Below are 23,633 nucleotides of genomic sequence, written 5' to 3'. Positions count from 1 at the left end.
CGATCTAACTTTTAGCCAATGCTAACTACAAGACGTGATTTTTTAGCTACTACTTCAGATCCGGCATGCATCGTAGAAAACGGGAGATTGGTCACGACCTGCGCTCATATTCGCTAACATAGCATTAAGAACAAATTAGAGGTTACAGTGGAATGAGAACAGCAGGAACTTCGGCAACAATACTGCTGCAAATGCTTTGATTACACCCACTTATAGAAAGCCCTTGATATTACCCAAAGTATAGCAAAAATCGAGGTCCTCACCTATCCGTTTCGTGCAGCAAAACGGGCAAAAAACATTCAATCTGTGATGTAAAACTACTGATCGTTTTCACCGATAATTTTTGCGCCACTTAAACAATTGGGGTAACTTTCTTTACTAAAACCATCTTTTATGAAAAGAGTAATTCTACCCTTATTTGCTTTAGTATCATACGCTTCAAACGCGCAATTTTCTATTGTTCCCCGAGTCGGAATGGAAACATTCAGAACAACCATAACCCCCGGAGACTTTTCTTCCTTCTCCCCTATGGGCCAACAGTTTACGCCAAGCCTGTCCGTGCGAATGGCTTATAAATTAAAGTCAGGTCCAGGTGCGTATATAGGTGTTGCTACCACGAAGCAGGCAGTAGACTTTTCGTTTGCTGATCCTTTGCATGCCGCCACTGCATATACAGCAGCTGCGAAAAATTTACAACTCAGACTAGAAGGAGGCTATCAATTTACCAGCAAGGCCATCGCGCTTAGAAAGCCCGTTAATACAAAGAGTTTTGCAAGCAAGTATGCTGGCAGAACTACGAGTGAAACAGCCCGCCGTTGCACACGTAGTAGTAGCATTAGCAGGTGTGGAGGAATGCGTAATTCAGCAAATACTGCTGCGGCAAGTTTGTCTAAAATCACTCCAAAAGATGAAGGACTGTTTTTGCGCATTCAACCTTCTGTAGGACTTGCATATGCACCCATAGGAGGCGGCATAGAAACGACTACAAAAAACGGATCAACCAATTATACTTATAGGGCAGGGTCAACCACTGCCCTTGTAGCTGGTACCGCGTTTGAATTCGGTACGAAGACTCAGACAAAATTTATTGTAAGTGTAAATTACTTGCAGGGTCTTGGCAACAACACGCAGACTGTTACCAGCAACGAGATGCTTAAGCCAACAACCACCACATTCAGTTCAAAAACTTCAGGTTTCAATGTTAGCCTGGGCATTCCTATCGTATTTAAAAAGAAGCCAGCAGTTATAGCAGCGCCTCCAATTATTAACCGCTCTTCTCATCATGGACGTTGTGGGCAATACAGGTCCTACCAGCTATAATTCCTAGTATGGATGTTTTTTATAGAAAAAGCTCGTAAAACTATATTTACGAGCTTTTTCTATGGAAGGACTATGGCTTGTTTTTCAGGCTGATATTTTACTTAGAACACTGAAGTAATGGTCAGAAGGTATCCATCCTTCCACCAACCATCTTACCTTGCAACAGATGAGTGTAATTATTAAATCTGCAATAAAAGCCCTGAGATCGTTAGTGTTGGTCACAAGCCTTTTGTCGTCAGCAACAGTTGTTGCTCAAACTGTAAGCGGAATACAAAAAGGTTGGAGGGTTGCTTTGCAACGGAAGGACGGCAAGGAGATTATTTTTCAATTAGAGAAAAGCATGGTACAAGGCAGAACAGCATTGTCAGTAGTAAATGCCGGAGAAAAAATAAAGCTTACCAATGTGGAACGTTCAGGAGACTCTCTATTTTTTTCAATGCCTGCTTTCGAGGCAAGTTTTAGGGTTAAGGTAGAAGCTAATGGAGATCTGACCGGAACTTTTATAAAAGCGACGTCAGGAAGCACGCAATATTGGCCGCTGTATGGAAAGGCTAATAATATGATAAGATACAAAGCGACGCGAGGTAGTGCAAAAAGTAATATTTCGGGCAAATGGAATGTTAGCATTACCCGGCCTAACGGTACCATTAGAAAAGCGCTTGCCGTATTCAAGCAACAAGGCAACAAGCTTACCGGAAGTTTTCTTACACCATCTGCCGATTATCGTTACCTCGATGGAATTGTAACCGGTGACTCCATGGTCCTGTCGAGTTTTGACGGAGATGATGCCCGATTGTTTGAAGCAAAAATTGATGAAAATAAAAATATCTTAAAGGGAGTTTTTTATAATGGATTTGACGGCAAAGAAGTATGGACTGCTACAAAGGATGCATCGGTTGCTTTGCCCGAAATTAGCGACCCAACAAAACTTCGCGATGGTTATAACCGATTAGATTTTACTTTTAATGACCTGGATGGTAATCCAGTTTCTATAAAGGATGAAAAGTATAAAAACAAAGTGGTTATAGTACAACTTATGGGAAGCTGGTGTGCTAACTGCCTGGATGAGACGAAGTTCTTAAGTAGCTACTACAAGGAAAATAAGGGAAGAGGCGTAGAGGTGGTGGCGCTTGCCTACGAATACACAACTGATAGGGACCGCTCAAAGAAAAGTATCAAAAAGTTTAAAAATTTGTTTGATGTGCAATATCCGATGCTTATTACCGGTGTAGCGGCGGGTGATGACAGAAAAGCTGAAAAAACATTACCTCAACTAACCGCTATCAAATCGTTTCCTACTACTGTCTTTATTGATAAAAAGGGTATAGTAAGAGAAATACATACAAATTTTTACGGGCCGGCTACCGGGGGATATTATGAGCTCTCCAAAAGAAGATTAAGTGATACGGTTAACCGGTTGCTCGATGAGTAGATGCAGGTCTGCAAGCGAAATATTCGAGATCCTCCAAGTTTGTCATTATCGGTTTAAGGCTTTTAAAGATTTTACCTATATTACTTCACTTACCTAAAAAAATTTTTATGAAAAAAGCTTTTTGTATAGTCTCACTAAGTACTATTCTGCTGTTACTGTTTTCGACTCTCTCAGTCTCTGCTCAAGCCATCGACGTTTCGGGAAAATGGAATATGAAAGTAGAAACTAGCGCTGGCAGCGGAACGCCCATATTTGTACTAAAACAAGCAGGTGAAAAGATCAGCGGCACCTACACCGGTCAATTAGGTGAAGCACCTGTATCAGGAACGCTGAAAGAAAAAGCAATCAAACTCGAATTCAAAGTAGGTGACTATAATGTTGTCTATACCGGCACCATCGAAGGCAATACAATGAAGGGGAAAGTTGCAATCGGCGACGCGGCAGAAGGTACGTTCACCGGCACAAAAGAGATAAAGTGATAGCGGCCTTCGAGTTTGAGGCTAGTTGTGTTGATAGCAAAGATTAGCTGGAAAAAGAAAAAGCTCGTAGAATAGATGTTTTTACGAGCTTTTTTATTGATATGATTCTAAATGATCATTGTGGTCGGGACGACAAGATGATACTTTAAGCTATAAAACGTTATCTTTTAATTACTTGTTTACTCTCTACTAGTCTCGTAACCTTTTTGGTCTCAGGCAAATTTAAGAAATATAATTTCTACAAATATGCTTAAATCAAACTAGAAAATGCAATCATTTCAAGATTTTTGAAAGCAGCCTAAGATGCTTTGTGCAAAATTTTTTTGGAGTTAAAACCCGAAATAAGCAAAGAAAACTTATTTCCTGAGTCAACAAAACTTATTACGGAATTTGCAATAGCTGCCTAAAAGCTAAAAGTTAAGCGGTCACACAACACAGGATTTACAGACGATAGAATGCCTATTAGAGTTCTTTTCTTTACCTTAAAAACTCCAATACTTTCTACTCGTAATCCTATTACGATAGGTTCCTTTAAGGTCGGCAATCAACGCATGTTCCTTTGTTATAGTTGCAAAATACCTGTCATCAAAATGGCTATAAGGTTGATGAGGGACAGCAATGATTACAGCATCATAATCGTTATCTAATTGGCTAAGTAGTTCAATACCATATTCATGTTTTAAATCTTCTGCATTTGCATATGGATCATGAACAAAAATATTTAGGTAATAAGACTTTAGTGTAGCAATTACGTCAGCAACTTTCGAATTTCTTACGTCGCTTACATTCTCTTTAAACGTTGCCCCCATTACCAATACCTTTGACTTTTTTACATTTTCAGTATGAGCAATTACGTGCTGCAAGATTTTCTTTGAAAGATAATTGCCCATGTTATCATTTATATATCTACCGGAAAGAATCACTCTGGAATTAAATCCTAGCTCAGCAGCTTTATAAGTCAAATAATAAGGATCAACTCCTATGCAATGACCTCCAACTAATCCTGGTTGAAACTTTAAAAAATTCCATTTTGTACCTGCAGCTTCTAATACTTCATACGTGTTAATGCCCATCCTATCAAATATGATAGATAACTCGTTCATAAATGCAATGTTCAAATCCCGCTGACTATTTTCAATTACTTTGCATGCTTCCGCAACTTTTATAGACGATGCCTTATGTACCCCTGGCTTGACTATTAATTCATATAATGCTGCAATCTGCTCCAACGAATCTGCATCACATCCTGATACTACTTTAACTACAGAGGTAAGTGTGTGTTCCTTATCTCCGGGATTTATTCTTTCAGGAGAGTAACCAACTTTAAAGTCCTCCCGAAACTTTAAACCACTTACTTTTTCTATAATTGGAATACAATCCTCCTCCGTACAGCCTGGATAGACTGTAGATTCGTAAACAACATAATCATTTTTTTTTAGCACTTTCCCGATTGTTTCTGATGCTTTTCGAATCGGTTCTAAGTCGGGTACATTGTGTGGGTCTACAGGTGTGGGAACGGCAACAATGAAAAAATTAGCTTCTTTTAATTTTTCCCAAGATGACGTGAAGGTAATATCACATTCCTTAAATTCAACGTCAGCCACTTCGTTGCTTGGATCAATACTCCTCTGCATCAAGGCTATTCGTTTTTCATTAGTATCAAAACCAATTACTGAGACTTTTCGTGCAAATTCAAGTGCTATAGGAAGGCCAACATAACCCAGCCCTATAACAGCTATCGTTATCTTTTTTCGAGAACCTCCCACCCAAATGTTATCGACCATTTTATTATTATTATTGTTGTTATTATTTATAATACATATAACTTTCCATCTGTCTTATCTCTTGTGCCAATTTTTTTATTGGAAAGGGTAAATATATAGTCAATAAGTAAAAAGATATAATAGTTGTTCAATTCTGACGTTTTTAATTAAGCTTAATCCAATAAAAAATTTTCCTATGAAATTCACTCTTTCTATATTAATAATACTACTAATATTTAAAACAACTAATGGAGCCACTTATTACATTTCTAATATTTGGGGTAATGATTCTTACACAGAAACTCAGGCTCAAAGTTCCTTAACTCCCTGGAAAACGATCGACAGGCTTAACTTGTTTAACAAAGTAATGCCTGGAGATTCAATTCTTTTTAATAGAGGAGAAAGTTTCTTAGGAAGCTTGAAGATTAACGTATCTGGAACTCAGACAAAAGAAATTTTCTATGGCCCTTATGGAAAAGGTGCGAATCCAATTATTAGTGGATTTAAAACTATTTCCGCATGGAATTTATTGAGAAATAGCATTTACTATGCATCTTTAGATTTACCGAACTTAAATATTGTTACACTTAACGATATTGTGCAGAAGATGGGACGATACCCTAATTCGGGCTATTTAAAGTATGAAAGCCACATTGAAAACAAAAGCATTACAGATAATGAACTATCGGGCTCTCCTTCTTGGATCGGAGGCGAGGTAGTAATAAGGAAATCTAGGTGGATAATTGATAGGCAGGTAATTACTTTTCAAAAAGGAGGTACTTTAAACTACAATGCTTTAGCTAAGTATGGAAACAATAATGCCTATAAGCCAGTAAATGGAAACGGCTACTTTATTCAAAATCACCTAAGTACCCTTGATCAATTTGGAGAATGGTACTATGATGCAGTAGCAAAAAAGCTTTTTATACATTTTGGAGATAAAAAGCCAGAAGACATTGTTGTAAAAGTAAGTGTTCAAGATAAAAATTGCGAAATTAGCACGAGAAAATATATTACTATAAGCAACATCACTTTTGAAGGAGGGAATACAAAGGGCATTTCATTAATAAGTTCTCAGTATATTAGTTTGGATAATTGCAACTTCAACAATCAAGGGGGAGTTTCTATTTACGGTGGCTCCCTTAATTATATAAAAGTTAATGGAGGCAGTGTAAATAATTCGCTTTCTAATGGAATCCAGTTTGAATATGATGCCAACTATTGTACACTTAATGGCGTAACTGTTAAAAATACTAATTTAATATCAGGCTCAGGGCGATCAGGTGATGGTGTAGGCAATGGCATATCTATAAGTGGCAACTACACTACAATAATAAATAACGAGGTTAAAAATTCTGGCTATAATGGTATTCACTTCATGGGAAATGATGTTGTAGTTGAACACAATTTTATTGATAGCTTTTGTATTACAAAAGATGATGGTGGAGGGATCTATACTTATAGCGGAAATTCATCAATATTAAACCGTAATAGACAAATTAAAAACAACATTATCTTAAATGCTATAGGGGCCTTTGCTGGGGTAGAGTCTTACTACTATGAACCCTTTGGAAAAGCCGCAGGAATATACTTAGATGATTTTACCAATAATACAGTACTCTCAAACAATACCGTTGCAAATGGGGATTGGTCAGGAATATTTCTTCACAATACTCATAGCAATAGCCTGTTAAATAACCTGGTTTATAACTATGCAAGCCAATTGGAAATTAACCAATACACTGCCATAACTAGAAATACAACAATAATAGGAAATAAATTTATTGCTAGGAAAGCGAGCCAGAAAGTAATGTTTTATAAAACTTATGTAAGCGACAATCCCGCTTTGATAGGTCTCCTTGATAGCAACTTTTATGCTCGACCTATAGCTGATAGTGCAACCTTTGTTGTCGATAAAGATTATCCAGGTGGTGGTGGAGCAGTAGTTATGACACTTGCAAAATGGAAAGTTGCTTCTTTCAGTGACGTAAACAGTCATAAGTCCCCTAAGGCGATTACTAATATTAATGAACTGATGTTCGAGTATAATGCAACTTCTTTTAGTAAAACAGTAAGTTTAGATGCTAATTATATTGATGTCTCTCGCGAGATTTACAACGGAAATATTACTCTTCCACGGTTTACCTCTGCAGTTCTTATACGTAGCAGTCAGCTGAACGTTTTGCCAATAGCAAGTGCTGGAGCTAATCAAACGATAATTCTTCCAGCTAACAACGTTAGTCTCTTTGGAAGCGCTACCAATGATGGAACAATAACATCGTACACATGGAGAAAAATTGGCGGTCCTTCAAACGGAATTATTGCTAATCCCAATGCTGTAGCTACCTCGGTTATAGGGTTGGAGAAGGGTATTTACTCATTTGAGTTAACTGTAAATTATAAAGGAGGTGTAACAGTAAAAGATTCTATGACTGTCAATGTCGTTTCTTCAGATAAAACTCTACCTGTAACTACGATAAGTTTTGCAGGTGAAGTTGCAGGCAATATTAATAGCCTAAGTTGGGCTACTTCCGCTGAGGAAAATAACGCTGGCTTTGAAGTGGAGCAAAGCAATGATGGAACAAATTTTAAAAAGATAAAATTTCAACCTACGAAAGCAATTAATGGGTATAGTAGAACAACAATTTCTTATGCTTTGCTTGATACAAGTGTTGAGATGGAAACGAACTTTTACAGGTTGAGACAAATCAATAAAGACGGTAGATCTACTTATTCAGGTATAGTTAAATTAAACAATCGCAAGAGGTTGTTACCTGTTTCTATTTCTCTCTATCCTAATCCTGTATCAAACACAATTAATCTTAAATTAAAATTATCCCCTACGGATAAAATATCAATTTCAGTAATTGATATTAGCGGCCGAACATTATTACGCAAACAGATAAACAAAATTGTAGGAGATGGCATGCACCAAGTAAATGCAAGTAGTTTGCCCGCTGGTACTTACTTTTTAGAAATCTTGTCTTCAAGTACCGGTAGGATAGCATTGAAAAAATTCGAGAAGCAATGATATTAGAGTTTCGAAAATAACATTGTCCATATATTCGTAGGTGACTTTTTAAAACATCCACCGCATTTAATTAGCTCGAAACGTTGTGATTGGGCTCAGTCTTTGCACTTAGATTAGCATAGATTAAAGTTAAAGTGTCAATGATTCTTTCAGATGATTTTCCATCCCAAAACGGTGGAACTCTTCCTCTTTTCCAATTTCCTGCAATAATTCTCTCAATACAATATTTCATCTTACTTAAATTGTCTCCGATTAACTCATTTGTTCCAAGAGAAACAGTTTCAGGCCTTTCCGTTGAGTTTCGTAATGTTAAACACGGAACGTCTAGTATAGTAGCCTCCTCTGTTATGCCACCGGAATCTGTAATTACTCCTTTGGAATATTGTATTAAAAAAATAAATTCTAAATAGCTCTGAGGTTCTATCATTAAAATGTTTTCCATATTAATCTTAAATCTATCTATAATTTGCCTAGTACGGGGATGAACAGGAAAAACGATTGGAAAATTTAAAGAAGACGCCTTAATTGCAGAAAGGATCGAATTAAGCTTCTCTGGATTATCCACGTTAGAGGGACGGTGAATCGTTGCAAGGAAGTATTGTTTTTTGTTTAATTGATGCTTGTCCCATAAGTCGGGTTTTTTAATCTTGGATAAATTTTGGTGGAGCGTATCAATCATGGTATTGCCAACAAGATGTATTTTACTGTCGTCGATTCCAGATTTTTGTAAGTGCTTATTCGCCGTCTCTGTTGTAGTAAAAAAATGATCACATATAGAATCTGTAACTATTCTGTTAATTTCTTCCGGCATTGTCATGTCACCAGACCTTATTCCGGCTTCAACATGTGCCACATCTATACATAATTTTTTTGCAGTTATAGTACAAGCCATGGTAGAAGTAACGTCTCCTACAACTAGCACTACATCCGGCCTATTATCAATTAATTCCTTTTCGAAACCAACCATGATAGCCGCCCCTTGTTCAGCTTGGCTTCCTCCACCGCAACCAAGGTTGATATTTGGATGAGGAATACCTAATTGGTCAAAAAAATCGCTGCTCATCTTTTTATCATAGTGCTGGCCAGTGTGTACAAGGCGAAAAGAAATTAGCTTCTGTTTTCGTTGTGCAGATTGAATTGCTTTAATGATAGGAGAAACTTTAATGAAATTGGGCCTCGCCCCTGCTACAATAGTCACCTTCATCTATTTACTAATTTTTTTTTCCTGCAAAACAACAAAAAAAGCTGCGAGTCAAATTACTTAAACTTTTCATTTAACTAATGTTATTGTCGCGATTGCTTTAACAAGTGATTTTTAAACAATTCATATGCAACTTTTCCCTTCTCAATCAACGTCGCATTAATCTCTCTCCTACTGGTTGATTCGATGAAGGTTTCAAATATGGAAAAAGTTAGCTCAGGCTCGTGGGCTAACAGTTTTTCAGTTATCAAAAATTTGTCTACGTCTAATAGCGCTTCCTGGTAGACAGAAATCGTAGGTATACCCATTATAGCCATTTCCCTTGTCATAGATCCTCCTGCTCCAATGAATAATTCGCAGCCAACCGCTATATCCTCGAAAGATAAAGGCTTCTCGGGTACATCGATGCCTAAAAATCTTGCTTGAGAATAATGTATGAACTGCGCTTTGTCCCTAACCAAAACTGTTACCGAGTATTTCTTTTTTATCATGATCAAGAAATCATCAAGAAAGTTGAGCTTACCTGAATAATACTCCGCGGTAGTTGGTTCCGCTCTTACATAGATTTTTTTATCACAGAAATTTTCCCTTCTTCTGTCTTGAATTATTTTCCCTTTAGGCCATAAATAAACACCTTCCTTGACGCCCGGATATTGAATTATTTTGCTCTTTCTTGCTCCTTTTTTTAAAACTTTTGCTATAGATAAATTCTCAGGGATGAATATTTTATTTGCAAATAAAAAAGCTGGAATGTTACCTAAAGCATGTTCATTATCATTAGTATATATGGAAGGCACTCGCAATAGCCTACTAGTCAAAGGCAAGTAAAAACTGCTTTGGCATATAGCCACATTTATACCTCGATGTTTTAAAAACCTATAAAGTGCGTTTATGCGTAATGGAAACGCTAGCAATTTTTTCAAAATTCCTTTTTCTGCTTTACTGCCTATTATTTTACAACTCCATTTTCGTTGTTTTATTAATTCTACAGTATTTGCGGAATCTCTACATGTTAAGACAAATTCGTGCCCAAGTGAAGTAAGTTCTCCTATAAGAGGTTCAAAAAAGCTTACTTGGGGCGAATTAATAAAATCGATCCAAATTCTCATCTTATTTGCTTTTAAATGCAAAACTCAGCCAACATTATTGCATTTACTTACCGTATAACTTCAAAAATTGATTGAATATTTCTTCTGTATACAGCTTTGCTCCTTTTTCATTTAAATGGTTAGGGTCAGCAAAGTTGTCAACCTGATAGATATTTGCATACCTGTCAATATCGAACAAACAAATAGTTCTTGCGCCTTTAATTTTATTAATAATTGGGATTAACTGCTCATATTGATAGTATTTCCATTGTAGAGGAACAATAAAAAATGTAATTATACCTCGTTGCTTAGAAATAGATATAATGTGTTGTAGACGGTCAAGATAAGGTTGCGATAAATGTTGGTCTACAAGATCTGGATAATTTCTTACAGCCAATCTGGCTGATCCAACTACTTCACTATATAATGAATATTCTGTCGAATTCATTTTGTGAGACATTGGAATATAACCATTATACATTATGTTAGAATCAGATGGTAGAAATTTTTGATTTGCAACAAAATTTTTGTACTTAAAGTATTCGTGCACTTTTCCAATATTCATCAAATTTTCACCATAATTTAACGAATAATGAAAAAGTCCCCACGCTGAACGCATAATAGGGACGGTAGAATTTAAAATTGAACTAATACTAAAATTATAGTTTCTAGGCGTTAACCAATAAAAGCTTCTAACAGAATTTAAATTTTCAACTTTAATAGTAGCGATCCAATCGAGTTCAATAAATACATATTTAAAGCTAAGGGAGTCGTGAAGCAGTAAATTTTCGTAAATGTGTAATGACTCTAACGGGGTAAGGCCACCAACCCCACAATTATATGAGCGAATATCTAACCCATTTTCTCTCGCTTTTTCATCAAAAATTTGTGGATGAATTTGATTATGAGTTTTACTCGACCCGATAAAAAGTGAATTATACTTAGCGGCATTTCTTCTAAGAAACTCTCGTTTATCTAAAAGTTCATTACTACCCCACGAATAAGGTAGTAAACGTGTATAAATAGCAGAATACAAAAATAAATTTAAAAGGATAGCTAGAGTAATTATCAATGCTGCTTTTATAAGAATTTGCTTCATTGCTAAAACTGAAAATAGATAAACTGACTATTATTAAAAATTCCGAAGTTCAATAATACGGTTAGAAATACGGCATATATAGGAATCTTTATAAGATAGGGCAACGTCTTGATTTTACTCATCACATTATTCTTTTCATCCATAAACTGAATTATTTCTAATCCAATTATTAGCAGCACAGCTAATAAAAATTGAGTCAAATCAAACGCAAAGGTTTGTGAATTAGAGAATATATTTCGAAAAACTGTTCCTGCATCTTTCAATGTATTTACCCTAAAAAATATCCAAGTGACGCAGATTAAAATTACAGTAGTTGACCGCTTGATTATGGTAGGAATGCTGAAAGTATTTCTTTTTTTATCAATAAAAATTTCACCCATAATAAAAATTCCGTTAAGACCACCCCAAATAATAAAAGTCCAATTTGCACCATGCCAAAAGCCACTTACAAGGAAGGTAATTAATAAATTAAACATCCACCGAGGCACAGAAACCCTATTTCCGCCAAGAGGTATATATAGATAGTCTTTAAACCAGGTAGATAGGGAGATATGCCATCTAGACCAAAACTCTGAAATAGATTTTGACAAATAAGGGTTTCTGAAATTTTTCATGAGATCAAATCCCAAGACGCGTGCAGAACCAATAGCTATGTCAGAATAACCTGAAAAATCACAATAAATCTGCTCAGCGAAAAATAAAGTCGCTATCACAATATTTAAACCGCGATAATTTTCGGGACTGTTGTATACTTGGTCGACCATAAGAGATAAACGGTCAGCAATAACTAACTTTTTAAATAATCCCCATGCCATTAACTTCAATCCACTTACGGCAAGATCAGGATTAAAAACTTTTTTTTCGTGAAACTGGGGCAGAAGATTTTGCGGTCTTTCAATTGGGCCTGCCACTAACTGGGGGAAGAACATGACATACAATGCGTAAATACCGAAATGCCTTTCTGCAGGTTGGTTCCCCCGATAGACCTCTATTGTATAACTCATAGCCTGGAAGGTATGGAACGAGAGGCCAATAGGTAATAGCATTGTTAGGAGAGGCACTTCTATTTCATATCCAAAATAAGCGGCAGCATCAACAATATTATAGTTTATGAAATTATAATATTTAAAAAAACCCAGTACTGAAATATTAGCGACAAGGCTGACTATCAAAAACTTTTTCTTCTTTTTGACATTTTCTGTCGACGCTATTATTATTCCGGCAAAGTAATCAACAACGATTGTGAATGCAAGTATTAATATGTACTCCGGCTTAAAGAACATGTAAAAAAAGCAAGAAGCCAGTAATAAAAAAAGCCACCTCACCTTATGTGATAGGATAAAAAAGAATATAGTTACGATAGGAAAAAACAGCAAAAAAGCAAATGAGTTAAATAACATGATTTCTACAAAACTCTGATCTTAATTATTTGTTTCCTGTTTGAGGTATTCCGCGAAGGCATAGAAAATCCACCCTTGAGACCACCGCATATAGGGTATTTTGTTTGAATAGTACTTAGATATTTGAAAGTAGAAATATCCCTTTGAAGATTGCATGTTTTCAATTGTCCATTTTAGTACTCTGTCAATAAGCACTTTATTTTCATTAAACAAGTTTGCTTTTGCCAATGTTATTACCAATTGAGATGGGGCATGAATATCTATAGGAAAAAGTGAATTATTATAATACTTTGAACGACCCTTCTTGTCAAAAAAAGTATTAAGATAATAAGTCATGCCCTTGTTAAAATTTTTATTAAAACTGTTGTCTTTAGAAAAAGTAGCATATTCGGAAATACATTCTAGGTTAAAGCCAGTATGGAAATTATCTATCCACTGATGAAAAGGAAGTGTACTATAATACCATGAACCGTCGCTATTCTGATAGCTACAGCAGTATGCTACAGCCTTTTTAGCTAGTTGAACTAACTCTTCTTCCTCAGTATAACAATAAATCCTGCTAAGTAATTTAGCACCTAGCAAAGAAGCATTGAAAACTGATGTGTGATCATGTGGAGAATAAGAAAATACAAAATCTCCGTTTTCGTTAAAAGTTCTATTAAGGTCATTTAAAATAAAATCTTTAGCTGAAATAGCTGTATCTAAGTAGTTCCTGTTTCCAGTGGTTTCATAAGCATCGATTAAGGCATTAGCAACATAAGTAGTTGCAACAATTGTAGGGGTATATTTCTTTTGAAAAAAAGCTCTTGACTCCCAGTCAAAATTATATCCCCAACAACTACCTGAATAGCCGGGAGTCTTCAGTGTCAAAATTTTATCAGAAAGAAATGTAATTGTGTCAATTGCTTCTTTTTCATAACCCGGAACCTTACTTAATTGCGAGTATCCGGAAATGAAAAGAGCAATGCCTTTTGGGTTGTACTCTTTACTGATTTTAAGTACAGGCCTAAGATTAATTGGGAACTTTTTAATAAATTGTATCCACATTAGTCTGGTTATGCGATTTTTGGGCAAAACCGGCATTGCTTGAAAAACTTTACTATTTAATCCGTCGTAGGGATCCCATCCTTTATATTCCTCCTTTCGGCAATATTGCTCCAATTGGACAAATGAGCCCCTAATTAGGTTAGACATCTATTCTAATTTGTTGTGGTAATCCGGTTTTTAAACTATCTATTACTTTAAATGTCGTCATGGTAGTAAGGCAAATAGAACGAAATGAGATTGGCGTTTCTTTTCCTTGTGTAAGCGAATGTAAAAAAGCTAAAACTTCTTGTTGATGGCCTTTTCCTGAAGATTTCAATTTTCTTCTTTTATTACCACTATGAACACTTCCGTCTTGAAAGTCATTAATTACCGCCGCCTTTCCTGCGCCAAATACTTCGATATACTCCTTTGCTAAGGATTTGTCTCCATTTGCAACATAGGTGAGATTACCAATTGATCCGTTGTTAAATTTAATGATGATAGAAATATTATCATCGAGCTTAAGTTTCTCATTGGTTGATCGAATACATTCAGCAAAGACTTTTACCGGCTCTTCGTCAGTAAAAAATTGCATAAGATCAATAAAATGGCACATTTCTCCAATTATCCGGCCGGCACCTACTGCCTGGATCTGTGTCCAGTGGTCTTTAGGTATAAATCCTGCATTTACCCTTATATTAACGACTAAAGGCTCTCCTACATTTTTAAATTCTTTCTTCACGCTTTCGCAGACTGGCGCAAAACGCCTATTAAAGCCAACCATCAAAGGAAGATTGTGAGCGAGTTTTACTTGTATTATCTCTTCCAGCTCTTCTTGTGTTACTGCCAAAGGCTTTTCTACAAATACATTTTTATTTGCTTTAAGAGATTCTACAACCTGACCTGCATGTGAAGAATGGGGGGTTGCCACAAAAACAGTGTTGATCTCTTGCTTTCCTAGTATATCTTTTATATCTGCAGAACAAAAATTAAAACCAAATTTTTGGGCCACGTTCTTTGAAGTAATGCCTTTAGAGGTAACTACTGTATCAAGAGAAGCACCGAAGGCTTTTACATTAGGAATAAGATAACTTTGGGCAAAGCTTCCGGCTCCAATAAATCCAACGTTTATTTGTTTTACTGGTTGACTAAAAATCCGCTTAGTTGTCAAAAACTTTTCTTTGTCTTCAGTATATTTTAGTAGAATTCCAATGTGCGGTTCCGGTCTCTTTCCAACTACAATTTCATATGCTTCCTCAGCCCGGTCTACCACAAACGTGTGCGTGACCAAAGATTTTGTATTTATCAATCCTTTTGACACCATATCAAGGAAAGCTTCCATATTCCTTTGTTCTGTCCATCTTACGTAGGCAAAAGGATAATCGATTCCTCCTTCTTCATATTCTACATCATATCTTCCAGGCCCATACGAGCAGGAAATTCTTAATTCTAATTCTTTTCTATAAAAATCAGGTTCTCTTGGAACATCCATCTTCACTGCCCCAACGACGACTATTCTTCCTTTCTTTCGGCAGATTTCTGTAGAAAGAATTATTGGATCGTTAGTTGGTGCAGCGGCAGTTATTATAATACTGTCAAATCCACGCCCATTTGTAAAATTGTTACAGGCAGCAGCAAGGTTTGAATCATTACGGTGGTAGGCTTTATGTACACTTATTTCAGCCGCCAGATTTATAAGCCTTTCTGAAAGATCAATACCAAGTACGTCGCATCCGTTCGATTTTAATAACTGACCCGTTAGCTGTCCTAAAAGACCTAGCCCAATTACACAGACCTTTTCACCCAACTTCGGTTCTGCCTGCCGTACTCCTTGCAACGCAATTGCTCCCAGAGTCGTAAAAGCAGCTTCTTCGAATGTTACGTTATCTGGTATTTTTGCTACTAAATTTTGGGGAACGGATACAATTTCTGCATGCGAAGCATAACCTTGTCCCCCACAAGCCACCCGGTCACCTGCTTGAAATACGCCATTCCTATCCAATGATGTTAAGACTGTTCCAGCGGTGCTATATCCCATTGCTTTTAAAGTGTCCAGCTTAGTTCTAACCTTATCGATTGTGGCTGTCAATCCTTCTTTCTTCATATTTGCCAAAACCTGCGCTACAAGATCGGGCCGTTGCCTTGCCTTTCCCATGAGACTGGCTTTTGCCACTTTCACTGTACTTCTTTCAGTTCCAGAACTAATCAGTGAATATTGATTTTCTACCAAAACCATCCCTTCTGAGATTGATGGCATTGGTACTTCATCAACGTATAATTCACCAGTCTTAAAGTTCTGTATTAATTGTTTCAAATTTTTTTATTTATGTATCTATTAATCTAAATATTCTCTGCACCATATTTCTAAAGTCAACAGTTGATATATCTGATAAGCGTAATCTTCTTTACCATTACGATCCTTTTCAATTAAATCCTTTACAAAAGCATAATTTAAAAAACCTCTTTTAATAATACTTGCTTCCGAAAGCAATTCATCTACCATACCTCGTAAATCATTTGATATCCAAGATCTTATAGGTGCACCGAAAGCTGCTTTAGGTCTATATATTATTTCTTTAGGCAAAATATTTTCAGCTGCTTTTTTTAAAATATATTTAGAGATGCCGTCCTTTATTTTCAAATGCCCTGGAATTTGCATTGCTTCTGTAACTACTACTTTATCAATAAAAGGAACTCGCACTTCAACAGAAGCGGCCATCGATGCTCGATCTGTGTAGGTTAAATTTAGACCTAACATGAACAGATGAAGATCTGTATTGCACATTTGATTAACAGGGTCAGAGTTATACTTTGAAAAAAAAAGAGTCTTGTGCTCTAAACGTAGTTTGTCAATGGCAGAGACATAATCTTCTTTTAATAACATTTTCAATTCCTGAGTATCATAGTAAGAGTAGCTTCTCATATACGCCTCGTCAACTGGTAATGCTGCGAAGGTCAAAAATCTCTTCGACCATCGCCCGATTTTAAACCCTTTGCCAAAAAACCTGACAGGCATTTTTCTTACAACTTTTAGAATTAAGTTTTTGACAACGTTTGGTAACCTATTATACCTTATTGCCAGCAGAGTAGCCTTCTGCCTCCTATATCCAAAATATATTTCATCTGCCCCCATACCTGATAATAATACCTTTGCTCCATTTTGCCTTGCTGCCTGACAGATAAGATAGGTATTTATGGCTGCAGGATCACCTATTGGTTCATCTAGCGACCGAACAATATTTGGAAGGCTAGTTAAAATATTAGGACTTATTTGGATGACATGGTGATCTAATTGATGTAGAGAGGCAACTAGATTTGCATATTTTTCATCGTCCGGCATCCGTTCTATCTTCTTGTCCTTTTCTGTTGTGGATATTGTAAAAGTTGACAATTTTGAAGTTAAAGGCTTCGCCAATACTGCAATTAAGGAAGAATCAAGACCTCCGCTTAAGAAACTGCTAACGGGTACATCGGCAACCATGTGGCGTTTTACAGAAGACCCTATGGTATTTACTACGTCATTTATTAGTCGACTGCCTTCAGCTAGTTTCAATTTATCGTCTAACTCCCAATATCTAATTATCTTGATCCCATCATTCTCACTGTATGTTAAATAGTGGGCTGGTGGAAGTTTGTAACAATCAATAAACATAGTTTCATTGCCTGAAACCCACAGGTAGTTAAGGCAACTAACTAGTGACTTAGAGTTTATAGATTTATTAAAGCCTGGAATTCGAACCAGCGTTTTCAGCTCTGAACTAAAAGCAAACGATTCTCCAATAGTCGTATAAAATAATGGTTTTATACCAAAATGATCCCTTGCTATAAACAGACTCCTTTCCGAAACGTTATAAATAGCAAAAGCAAACATTCCAACTAAATGCTCAAGAACTTTAAGACCATAGTGTATATACATTTCCAGGATTACTTCAGTATCCGATGAGGATATAAAAACAGCCTCTTTTTCATTTATTAATAAACTTTGTAGCTCTTTGTAATTGTAAATTTCCCCATTGAAAACAATGACGAAATTATTTTTAACAAACGGTTGGTTTGCTGAATCTGATAAGTCTATTATAGACAGTCTCTGATGTGCAAGGGCTATTGTTTCATCTTCCCATATAGATTGATTATCTGGTCCGCGATGGGCTTGTGTTTTGTTTGCTTCTTTAGCTAAAGATACATTATCAGAGAAGCCAACGAATCCCGCTAAACCACACATCGCAGCTGTTGTTTACATATTACCGATCTCATATTTGAAAAATCAAATAGCTTTATTACTTAAAATCATTTTAAAAGTCCTTTCCATGTTTGCTTCAAAATTTTCTAAAGCAAAATGACCTCTACATCTTTCGTAACCCTTACTTCCCATTTCCAATCTTAAAGCTTCGTCTTTAATTAAAATTTCAATCTTTTCCGCTAACATTGAAATGTCTTCCTTTTCAACTAAGTAACCCGTCACCTCATTTATTACAACATCCGGTATACTGCCTTCGAATGTAGAAATTACCGGTAACCCATATTGCATAGCTTCTAAATTGACTAATCCAAAGGCATCATTATAGGTCGGAAAAACAAATATATCAGCATTTTTAAACTCCTTAAATTTCAATTCACTGTACAGTGGTCCGACTACGGTTACATGACCTTTCATTCCCCTTTCCTCTATTTCATTTTCCAGCATTTCAATTGTAATATTTGAGGGAGCACCGACAAACCTTGCTTCAAAATCATAGCCTCTATCTTTAAGTATAGTCAGTGCATCAAGCAATACCAAAACACCTTTATTTTTTATGAAATTAGATACAAATAAAATACGAGGAATTCCCTGTATTAAAGCTGTCTTTTTCAATCCAGCATCTTTTTGTATCTCAATTCCATTAGGAACAATAAACGGCTTTCCAAAATAAACGTTATCTAGATCAAAAATAAGTCTCTCAGAGAGACAAATAATACTAGTATCTTTTAATACATGTCTATATAATTTTCTTTTTATAATATTGTCAATATTATTCTGAATTCCTTTTCCGTGCAAATGAAGGACTATTTTTGAACTAAAAAATTTCATAATTAATACATAAAGCGCATCTCGATAAAAGCCAAAACCAGTAGGAGTAAGGGTAAAATATACAATAGAATATCTCACCATACACGTTTTGTAAATTATTACAAAAATATATCTAACGGCTATTATTAGTTTTTTAATTGAGAACTTCTCCAGCTCTTTAATAGTTCGACCAAACTTCAAATCAATAAAATCAATTGTGAATTCTGCTCTAATTATTTTACTCTGCAGTAAATAATTATTTAAAACACTAACTCCATGAATCGGGGGAGGAAACTGGCCAACAAAAAGTAACCTTCTTAAAGTAGTATTTTTATTACTTCTCACAATTTTAGTTATTACTTGTTAAGCGTATTAAATATCATCTAACCACACTTCTAAGCCGCTCAATTGCCCATTCCACTGGATAAGAACAAGCAGTTTTTCTAGCTTCCAAACCAAATTCTTTAATAGCTTTTTTGTTATCAACAAAATATTGCATTCTATTCGCCAATGTTTCAACCTGACCAGAAGGATATAAAAACCCGCTAATTCCGTCAATAACTCTATCCTTTGCAGACCCAGATTCTATTGTAGCAATTATGGGTTTTGCCCAAGTCATCGCATCTAAAACAACAATCGGGAAAGGATCAAAATGGGAAGGATGAACAAATACATCTGAACTAATAAAAGCAAGCTCTACTTCATCTTGTTGTAACCAGCCAAGAAACTTAACTTGGCTTAGAACATTTAATTCTATTGCAAACCGTTTCAACTCTTCTTCCTGAGGACCAGTACCTGCTATCCAAAGAACGACATTTCTATTATTCAGTCTACGAATAGCTTCAATTGCATTCTCAAATCTTTTCTTTGAAATTACTTGGCCGGCACATAAAAAAATTACATCATTATCCGAGTTAATGTTTCTCTTCTTAAAAGCTAAAGCTTTTTTTATTTGTATGGGGGAAATATTAGTGTAACGGTTCAGATCAAAAAAAAAGGTGAAAGACCTAATCTTCTTTTTATCACATCCTAATTTTTCTAGTGCTTCACATCCAGGAGTCCCGGTGCTCCACACCTCGTCAAAAACATTAAAAACAATTTTAATAATTATTCTCCTAATGTATCCTTTTATTCCAGACCATTTCTGTTTATCCAAATTAGGAGTATCAGTCCAATATATTTTTTTCGTTGATCCCATTGGAAATAACATGAGTATGAGATGTTGCCAAAATGCCCAACCTGATATGATCAGTAAATCAGAACGAAGGCTTAGACTTAATACTTTTAATAAATTACCGTCGATATTTTTATTTTTAAAATGAACTTGATCCAACTCCCATGGATGTGTTCTTTCTTTTATTTTATAAAATACTTTCAGGTCAAAATGTTTGTCAACCTCAGTATGTAAATAGTCAAGATAGGGCGCTCTAGCAACAGCACACCATGTAATTTTTTTCATATTATCACAACAAAGATTTATTAACAACTAATACTTTACAGCTAGTTACTTAAACTAATTTTTTCTACTGGATATCCTTTCCACCTAAAACAAAATATCCAGTTCTTAAGGTATATCCCCCTCAAAAATTTTTCTAAACCATATACTAGTTTATAAAATAATAGCGGCTCTCCTCCGTATTGGTTTCCGTGAATTTCTTTGATCATAGCTAGATCACGTATATAGTCTTTATTTTCCCACCCGGCGGCAGACTTAGAAGTATCGTGTACCCTAAATCCAGCTAATAATTTTTTTATTTGCCCAATTCTAATATTATTTTGAAATATTCGAATTAAAAATTCCCTGTCCATTGACGCCTGAAAATCATTTCTTAAGAAACCTACCTTTTGCAAAACTTCTTTTCGCCAGAACATTGAAGGCTGAGATACATAATAGACTCCCCTACGCGCATACCACTCTTTTTGGCGAAGTGTAACAAGATTATCTAAGATGTTAGAAAATTGATCTATAATAACGAGATAACCATTAACCACTTGATATTCTTTATTATTGATAAAAAAACTACTTACTATATTTAGAGCGTTACTTAAAAAAATATCATCACTGTTTAGCCAACATAAGATATCGCCCGTAGCAATCTTAAAGCCCTTGTTAATTGCTTCACTTTGTCCACTATCCTTTTCACTAACCCAATAACTAATCTTATTTTCATACTTTTTAATTATCTCTATTGTATTATCGGTTGAACCACCATCAATAATAATATATTCAAGGTTTGAGTAACCTTGATTAATGACGCTAAGTATAGTTTCTTCGATATACTTACCTTGATTAAACGAAGGAGTTATAACTGAAATCTTTAGTTTTTCTCTATAATTAATTTGGTTACTCATTTTTACAATATTGATTAACTCCGAGATTAAAAGGACTAACAATTGTATTATTTGCTAGGTTGTTTATTAGGCCTAAATACATCATTTGCATACTTAAAGAATACTTTTCCCAGATCGCTTCCTGAGTCCAAAAAGGTATTAGCCAAAAAAAGGAAACAACAATTAGCAATCGAATTATATTATTCTCATAACTATCAAAATTTCTCAACTGTCGCCAAAATAAAATTGAATTCCGGTATAACATGAAAAGAATTAAAAGATATACCGTTGTACCCACTATACCCCGTATGAAAAGGGACGTAATAACAAAATTATGTGCACCATTTATGTCTTCCGGCAAACCGAAATTATGAAGATCATCATAACCATAACCAAAGAATGGACTTCTCTCCCATGCTGTAAGAGCATATTGCCTAGGTATAGATCTGCCCTTATCCCAATCCGGATTGTCTACATCTACTGAAAATTGGGCAATTTCTACAACCTTTTGAATTGGGTCGTATCCTCTTTGTGCTAATGCCCTACCAAATATAAAATACAATGTCACTAACAAGGAGAAGACTATAAATGCTTGTTGGATCTTTTTAATAATAGTCTTCGAAAAGACCAAGGAATAAATTATAGTAATTAATAAGGTTGAAAATAAATCACCTCTTCGGAAGGAGTAAACTAAGGATAAGTATATACTTAAAATCGCTGTTACAAATAGAATTTTTTGATATCTCTTTGATGAATTCTCTATATAGAATAAAGAAAAAGCATAAACAAAAGATGTTAGGATTGAAGTATAAACAGATTCCTTTTCCCCAATAACTTCAAGGCCCACCCTGATTTCAGAATCAACATAAATGATGTTACCATTAATAAAGGAATATAGCAGGTAGGCATTTTTCACTATAACTGTTATAGCGCCAAGTACTGCTAATCTTTCAATAAATTTAATTATTTCAGCCTTGGAAATATCGAAGGTTAGTAAATCAATGATAATAAATATTGTTAGAAAGCAAATAAAACCTGCAATCTGAAAACTATCCTCTGTTCTACCCCAACTTCTAATTAATTGCAAGATTTCGAACAACAATAAAATAAAGCATAAAATCAAAAGTCCTTTAGTTTTATCAATGTTGGCTGGTTTAGTGAATGCCTTAAAAATATATGCAGTTACTACAACTATAATGAAAAAATCAATCCATCTAAAATTTAAAAAAGGTAATCTCAGTATTGTCTGAATATCAGCGCCAAAAAAGTGGGCAAGGGTGCCAGCCATGACACCTACAAAATAAACGATAACTAAGAAATAGTATTTTCCTAACTGCATTACATTTTATTCTTCTAGCGCCCGCGTTTGATTCTTAGCAAATTAGAATAGCCTACAAATTATAGATAGTAGCGGGAATATATTTATTAAATATTTTCCTGATAAAAATTGAGATGCTGACTGTTAAAATGAAGCTGAAGGAAATAAAGAAGTAATCTAATTTTATTTTGATAAAAAACTTACTTATATAATATATGGCATTTAAAATAGTGGTATTAAGTAAGTATATCGAAAATGTGTTCTGTCCAATCACCTTTATTAAACTTTCAAATTTACTTGGCCATTTTGTATTGCAAAGATAAATGCCACAGCAAATAATGCATATACTTGTTATCTGGAAGGGAATAATTGAATAATCAAACAGGTTTATAAATATTACTATTGATGTCACAATAAATAGAACTTTTCTACTTTTTTTCAAAGTCACTAGAAAAAGTTGTTGCTTTAATAAAAGCAATCCTCCGGCTAAAAAGAAAAAGAAATATTTGCAGAAAAGCTCGGCGCAAAATAAAGGAGAAGGTGTAAAGCTGGTCATTAGAAACCCGAAAAACAATAATAGGTATAAAATTGCATTTTCCAATCTAATTAAAAAAGGAGTAATAGAATAAAAACCAGTTAGTACGTACAGGTACCAAAGAAAAGCTGCCGAGCCTCTTGTGGGTCTAAAAAAAAAAGAAAAAGCAGCTTCCCCGAGTTGGCGGGTTGTCAAATCTCCAAATAGAATATCTAAAAGGGTAGCAGTAATTGAAAAAAAAATGTATGCTGGTAGGAACTTTTTAAGCTTTTTTCTTAGATAGAGATAATAATCACTTGCTCTTATTATTTCTAACTTTTTTGTTGATAAAAAAGCGAGGTAGCCTGACAAAGTCATGAAGAATTCCATATGGAATTTGTAGATGATCTCAAGGCTTATATGATGAGAAGGAATTTTTTCTGTTTCAGGAAAAAAAATATGGCCGTAAACTACCAATAGTATTGCGATGCCGGCGGCTTTATCAATAAACGGTACTCTTTTTAGACTTTCTTGCAAGATTTATTTTTCTGGTTAGTAATCATTCAATTTGAATACTTCTGACT

17 protein-coding genes are annotated in these 23,633 nt (G+C 35.2%); 4 read left to right on the top strand and 13 right to left on the bottom strand.

The window, feature by feature from the left end; all coding sequences use genetic code 11:
* Window positions 1–393 precede the first annotated feature (393 nt).
* From SAE01_RS18895 to SAE01_RS18885, 3 genes are all read left to right on the top strand, one after another.
* The gene (locus tag SAE01_RS18895) at window positions 394–1,320 is read left to right on the top strand and encodes a hypothetical protein (protein WP_147205364.1); all 927 of its coding nucleotides are present in this window, start codon (window positions 394–396) and stop codon (window positions 1,318–1,320) included.
* A 166-nt stretch (window positions 1,321–1,486) separates the two neighbouring features.
* On the top strand, window positions 1,487–2,752 hold the full coding sequence (locus tag SAE01_RS18890; protein WP_147205363.1) for a TlpA disulfide reductase family protein: 1,266 nt from the start codon (window positions 1,487–1,489) through the stop codon (window positions 2,750–2,752).
* Window positions 2,753–2,859: 107 nt separating this feature from the next.
* The gene (locus tag SAE01_RS18885; protein ID WP_147205362.1) at window positions 2,860–3,231 is read left to right on the top strand and encodes a hypothetical protein; all 372 of its coding nucleotides are present in this window, start codon (window positions 2,860–2,862) and stop codon (window positions 3,229–3,231) included.
* Window positions 3,232–3,713: 482 nt separating this feature from the next.
* Here the strand turns inward: SAE01_RS18885 and SAE01_RS18880 are convergent, their stop codons facing one another.
* Window positions 3,714–5,015 (bottom strand): nucleotide sugar dehydrogenase, encoded by a 1,302-nt coding sequence (locus SAE01_RS18880; protein WP_147205361.1) that lies wholly within the window; start codon window positions 5,013–5,015, stop codon window positions 3,714–3,716.
* Window positions 5,016–5,190: 175 nt separating this feature from the next.
* Between SAE01_RS18880 and SAE01_RS18875 the strand changes: the two genes are divergently transcribed.
* Entirely contained in the window at window positions 5,191–8,025 is a 2,835-nt protein-coding gene (locus SAE01_RS18875; protein WP_147205360.1) for a PKD domain-containing protein, read from the top strand.
* A gap of 70 nt (window positions 8,026–8,095) precedes the next feature.
* Here the strand turns inward: SAE01_RS18875 and wecB are convergent, their stop codons facing one another.
* From wecB to SAE01_RS25215, 12 genes are all read right to left on the bottom strand, one after another.
* The gene (wecB, locus tag SAE01_RS18870; protein ID WP_147205359.1) at window positions 8,096–9,229 is read right to left on the bottom strand and encodes a non-hydrolyzing UDP-N-acetylglucosamine 2-epimerase; all 1,134 of its coding nucleotides are present in this window, start codon (window positions 9,227–9,229) and stop codon (window positions 8,096–8,098) included.
* 80 nt (window positions 9,230–9,309) lie between these two features.
* A complete protein-coding gene (locus SAE01_RS18865; RefSeq protein WP_147205358.1) occupies window positions 9,310–10,335 on the bottom strand; it encodes a DUF354 domain-containing protein in 1,026 nt (341 codons plus the stop codon).
* A gap of 43 nt (window positions 10,336–10,378) precedes the next feature.
* The gene (locus SAE01_RS18860) at window positions 10,379–11,413 is read right to left on the bottom strand and encodes a hypothetical protein (protein WP_147205357.1); all 1,035 of its coding nucleotides are present in this window, start codon (window positions 11,411–11,413) and stop codon (window positions 10,379–10,381) included.
* Between the two features lie 2 nt (window positions 11,414–11,415).
* Window positions 11,416–12,696: an MBOAT family O-acyltransferase gene (locus SAE01_RS18855; protein WP_246113279.1), complete on the bottom strand. Its 1,281-nt coding sequence runs from the start codon at window positions 12,694–12,696 to the stop codon at window positions 11,416–11,418.
* Between the two features lie 138 nt (window positions 12,697–12,834).
* Window positions 12,835–14,007 carry a glycoside hydrolase family protein gene (locus tag SAE01_RS18850; protein WP_147205355.1) on the bottom strand — a complete coding sequence of 391 codons (1,173 nt, stop codon included), beginning with the start codon at window positions 14,005–14,007 and terminating at the stop codon, window positions 12,835–12,837.
* On the bottom strand, window positions 14,000–16,153 hold the full coding sequence (locus SAE01_RS18845) for a bi-domain-containing oxidoreductase (RefSeq protein ID WP_147205354.1): 2,154 nt from the start codon (window positions 16,151–16,153) through the stop codon (window positions 14,000–14,002). Before SAE01_RS18845 ends, SAE01_RS18850 begins: the two co-directional genes overlap by 8 nt.
* 21 nt (window positions 16,154–16,174) lie before the next feature.
* Entirely contained in the window at window positions 16,175–18,061 is a 1,887-nt protein-coding gene (asnB, locus tag SAE01_RS18840; RefSeq protein ID WP_147205353.1) for an asparagine synthase (glutamine-hydrolyzing), read from the bottom strand.
* A 42-nt stretch (window positions 18,062–18,103) separates the two neighbouring features.
* Window positions 18,104–19,231, bottom strand: coding sequence for a glycosyltransferase family 4 protein (locus SAE01_RS18835; RefSeq protein WP_147205352.1), 1,128 nt, complete (start codon window positions 19,229–19,231; stop codon window positions 18,104–18,106).
* A gap of 34 nt (window positions 19,232–19,265) precedes the next feature.
* The gene (locus SAE01_RS18830) at window positions 19,266–20,345 is read right to left on the bottom strand and encodes a glycosyltransferase (RefSeq protein WP_147205351.1); all 1,080 of its coding nucleotides are present in this window, start codon (window positions 20,343–20,345) and stop codon (window positions 19,266–19,268) included.
* 41 nt (window positions 20,346–20,386) lie between these two features.
* Complete coding sequence (locus tag SAE01_RS18825) at window positions 20,387–21,238, bottom strand: glycosyltransferase family 2 protein (protein ID WP_147205350.1); 852 nt, start codon at window positions 21,236–21,238, stop codon at window positions 20,387–20,389.
* On the bottom strand, window positions 21,231–22,556 hold the full coding sequence (locus tag SAE01_RS18820) for an O-antigen ligase family protein (RefSeq protein ID WP_147205349.1): 1,326 nt from the start codon (window positions 22,554–22,556) through the stop codon (window positions 21,231–21,233). Before SAE01_RS18820 ends, SAE01_RS18825 begins: the two co-directional genes overlap by 8 nt.
* 52 nt (window positions 22,557–22,608) lie before the next feature.
* Entirely contained in the window at window positions 22,609–23,586 is a 978-nt protein-coding gene (locus SAE01_RS25215; protein ID WP_170234207.1) for an acyltransferase family protein, read from the bottom strand.
* Window positions 23,587–23,633: the final 47 nt, after the last annotated feature.

The sequence above is a fragment of the Segetibacter aerophilus genome (assembly GCF_007991655.1).
GTDB classification, from domain to species: domain Bacteria; phylum Bacteroidota; class Bacteroidia; order Chitinophagales; family Chitinophagaceae; genus Segetibacter; species Segetibacter aerophilus.
The sequence above is the reverse complement of the archived record's forward strand: the minus strand, read 5'-3'. Positions and strand labels throughout refer to the sequence as shown.

Bases quoted from the DNA above. Each gene is read 5' to 3' on its own strand.
- SAE01_RS18895 (WP_147205364.1), top strand. From the start codon at position 394: ATGAAAAGAGTAATTCTACCCTTATTTGCTTTAGTATCATACGCTTCA.
- SAE01_RS18890 (WP_147205363.1), top strand. From the start codon at position 1,487: ATGAGTGTAATTATTAAATCTGCAATAAAAGCCCTGAGATCGTTAGTG.
- SAE01_RS18885 (WP_147205362.1), top strand. From the start codon at position 2,860: ATGAAAAAAGCTTTTTGTATAGTCTCACTAAGTACTATTCTGCTGTTA.
- SAE01_RS18880 (WP_147205361.1), bottom strand. From the start codon at position 5,015: ATGGTCGATAACATTTGGGTGGGAGGTTCTCGAAAAAAGATAACGATA.
- SAE01_RS18875 (WP_147205360.1), top strand. From the start codon at position 5,191: ATGAAATTCACTCTTTCTATATTAATAATACTACTAATATTTAAAACA.
- wecB (WP_147205359.1), bottom strand. From the start codon at position 9,229: ATGAAGGTGACTATTGTAGCAGGGGCGAGGCCCAATTTCATTAAAGTT.
- SAE01_RS18865 (WP_147205358.1), bottom strand. From the start codon at position 10,335: ATGAGAATTTGGATCGATTTTATTAATTCGCCCCAAGTAAGCTTTTTT.
- SAE01_RS18860 (WP_147205357.1), bottom strand. From the start codon at position 11,413: ATGAAGCAAATTCTTATAAAAGCAGCATTGATAATTACTCTAGCTATC.
- SAE01_RS18855 (WP_246113279.1), bottom strand. From the start codon at position 12,696: ATGTTCTTTAAGCCGGAGTACATATTAATACTTGCATTCACAATCGTT.
- SAE01_RS18850 (WP_147205355.1), bottom strand. From the start codon at position 14,007: ATGTCTAACCTAATTAGGGGCTCATTTGTCCAATTGGAGCAATATTGC.
- asnB (WP_147205353.1), bottom strand. From the start codon at position 18,061: ATGTGTGGTTTAGCGGGATTCGTTGGCTTCTCTGATAATGTATCTTTA.
- SAE01_RS18830 (WP_147205351.1), bottom strand. From the start codon at position 20,345: ATGAAAAAAATTACATGGTGTGCTGTTGCTAGAGCGCCCTATCTTGAC.
- SAE01_RS18825 (WP_147205350.1), bottom strand. From the start codon at position 21,238: ATGAGTAACCAAATTAATTATAGAGAAAAACTAAAGATTTCAGTTATA.
- SAE01_RS18820 (WP_147205349.1), bottom strand. From the start codon at position 22,556: ATGCAGTTAGGAAAATACTATTTCTTAGTTATCGTTTATTTTGTAGGT.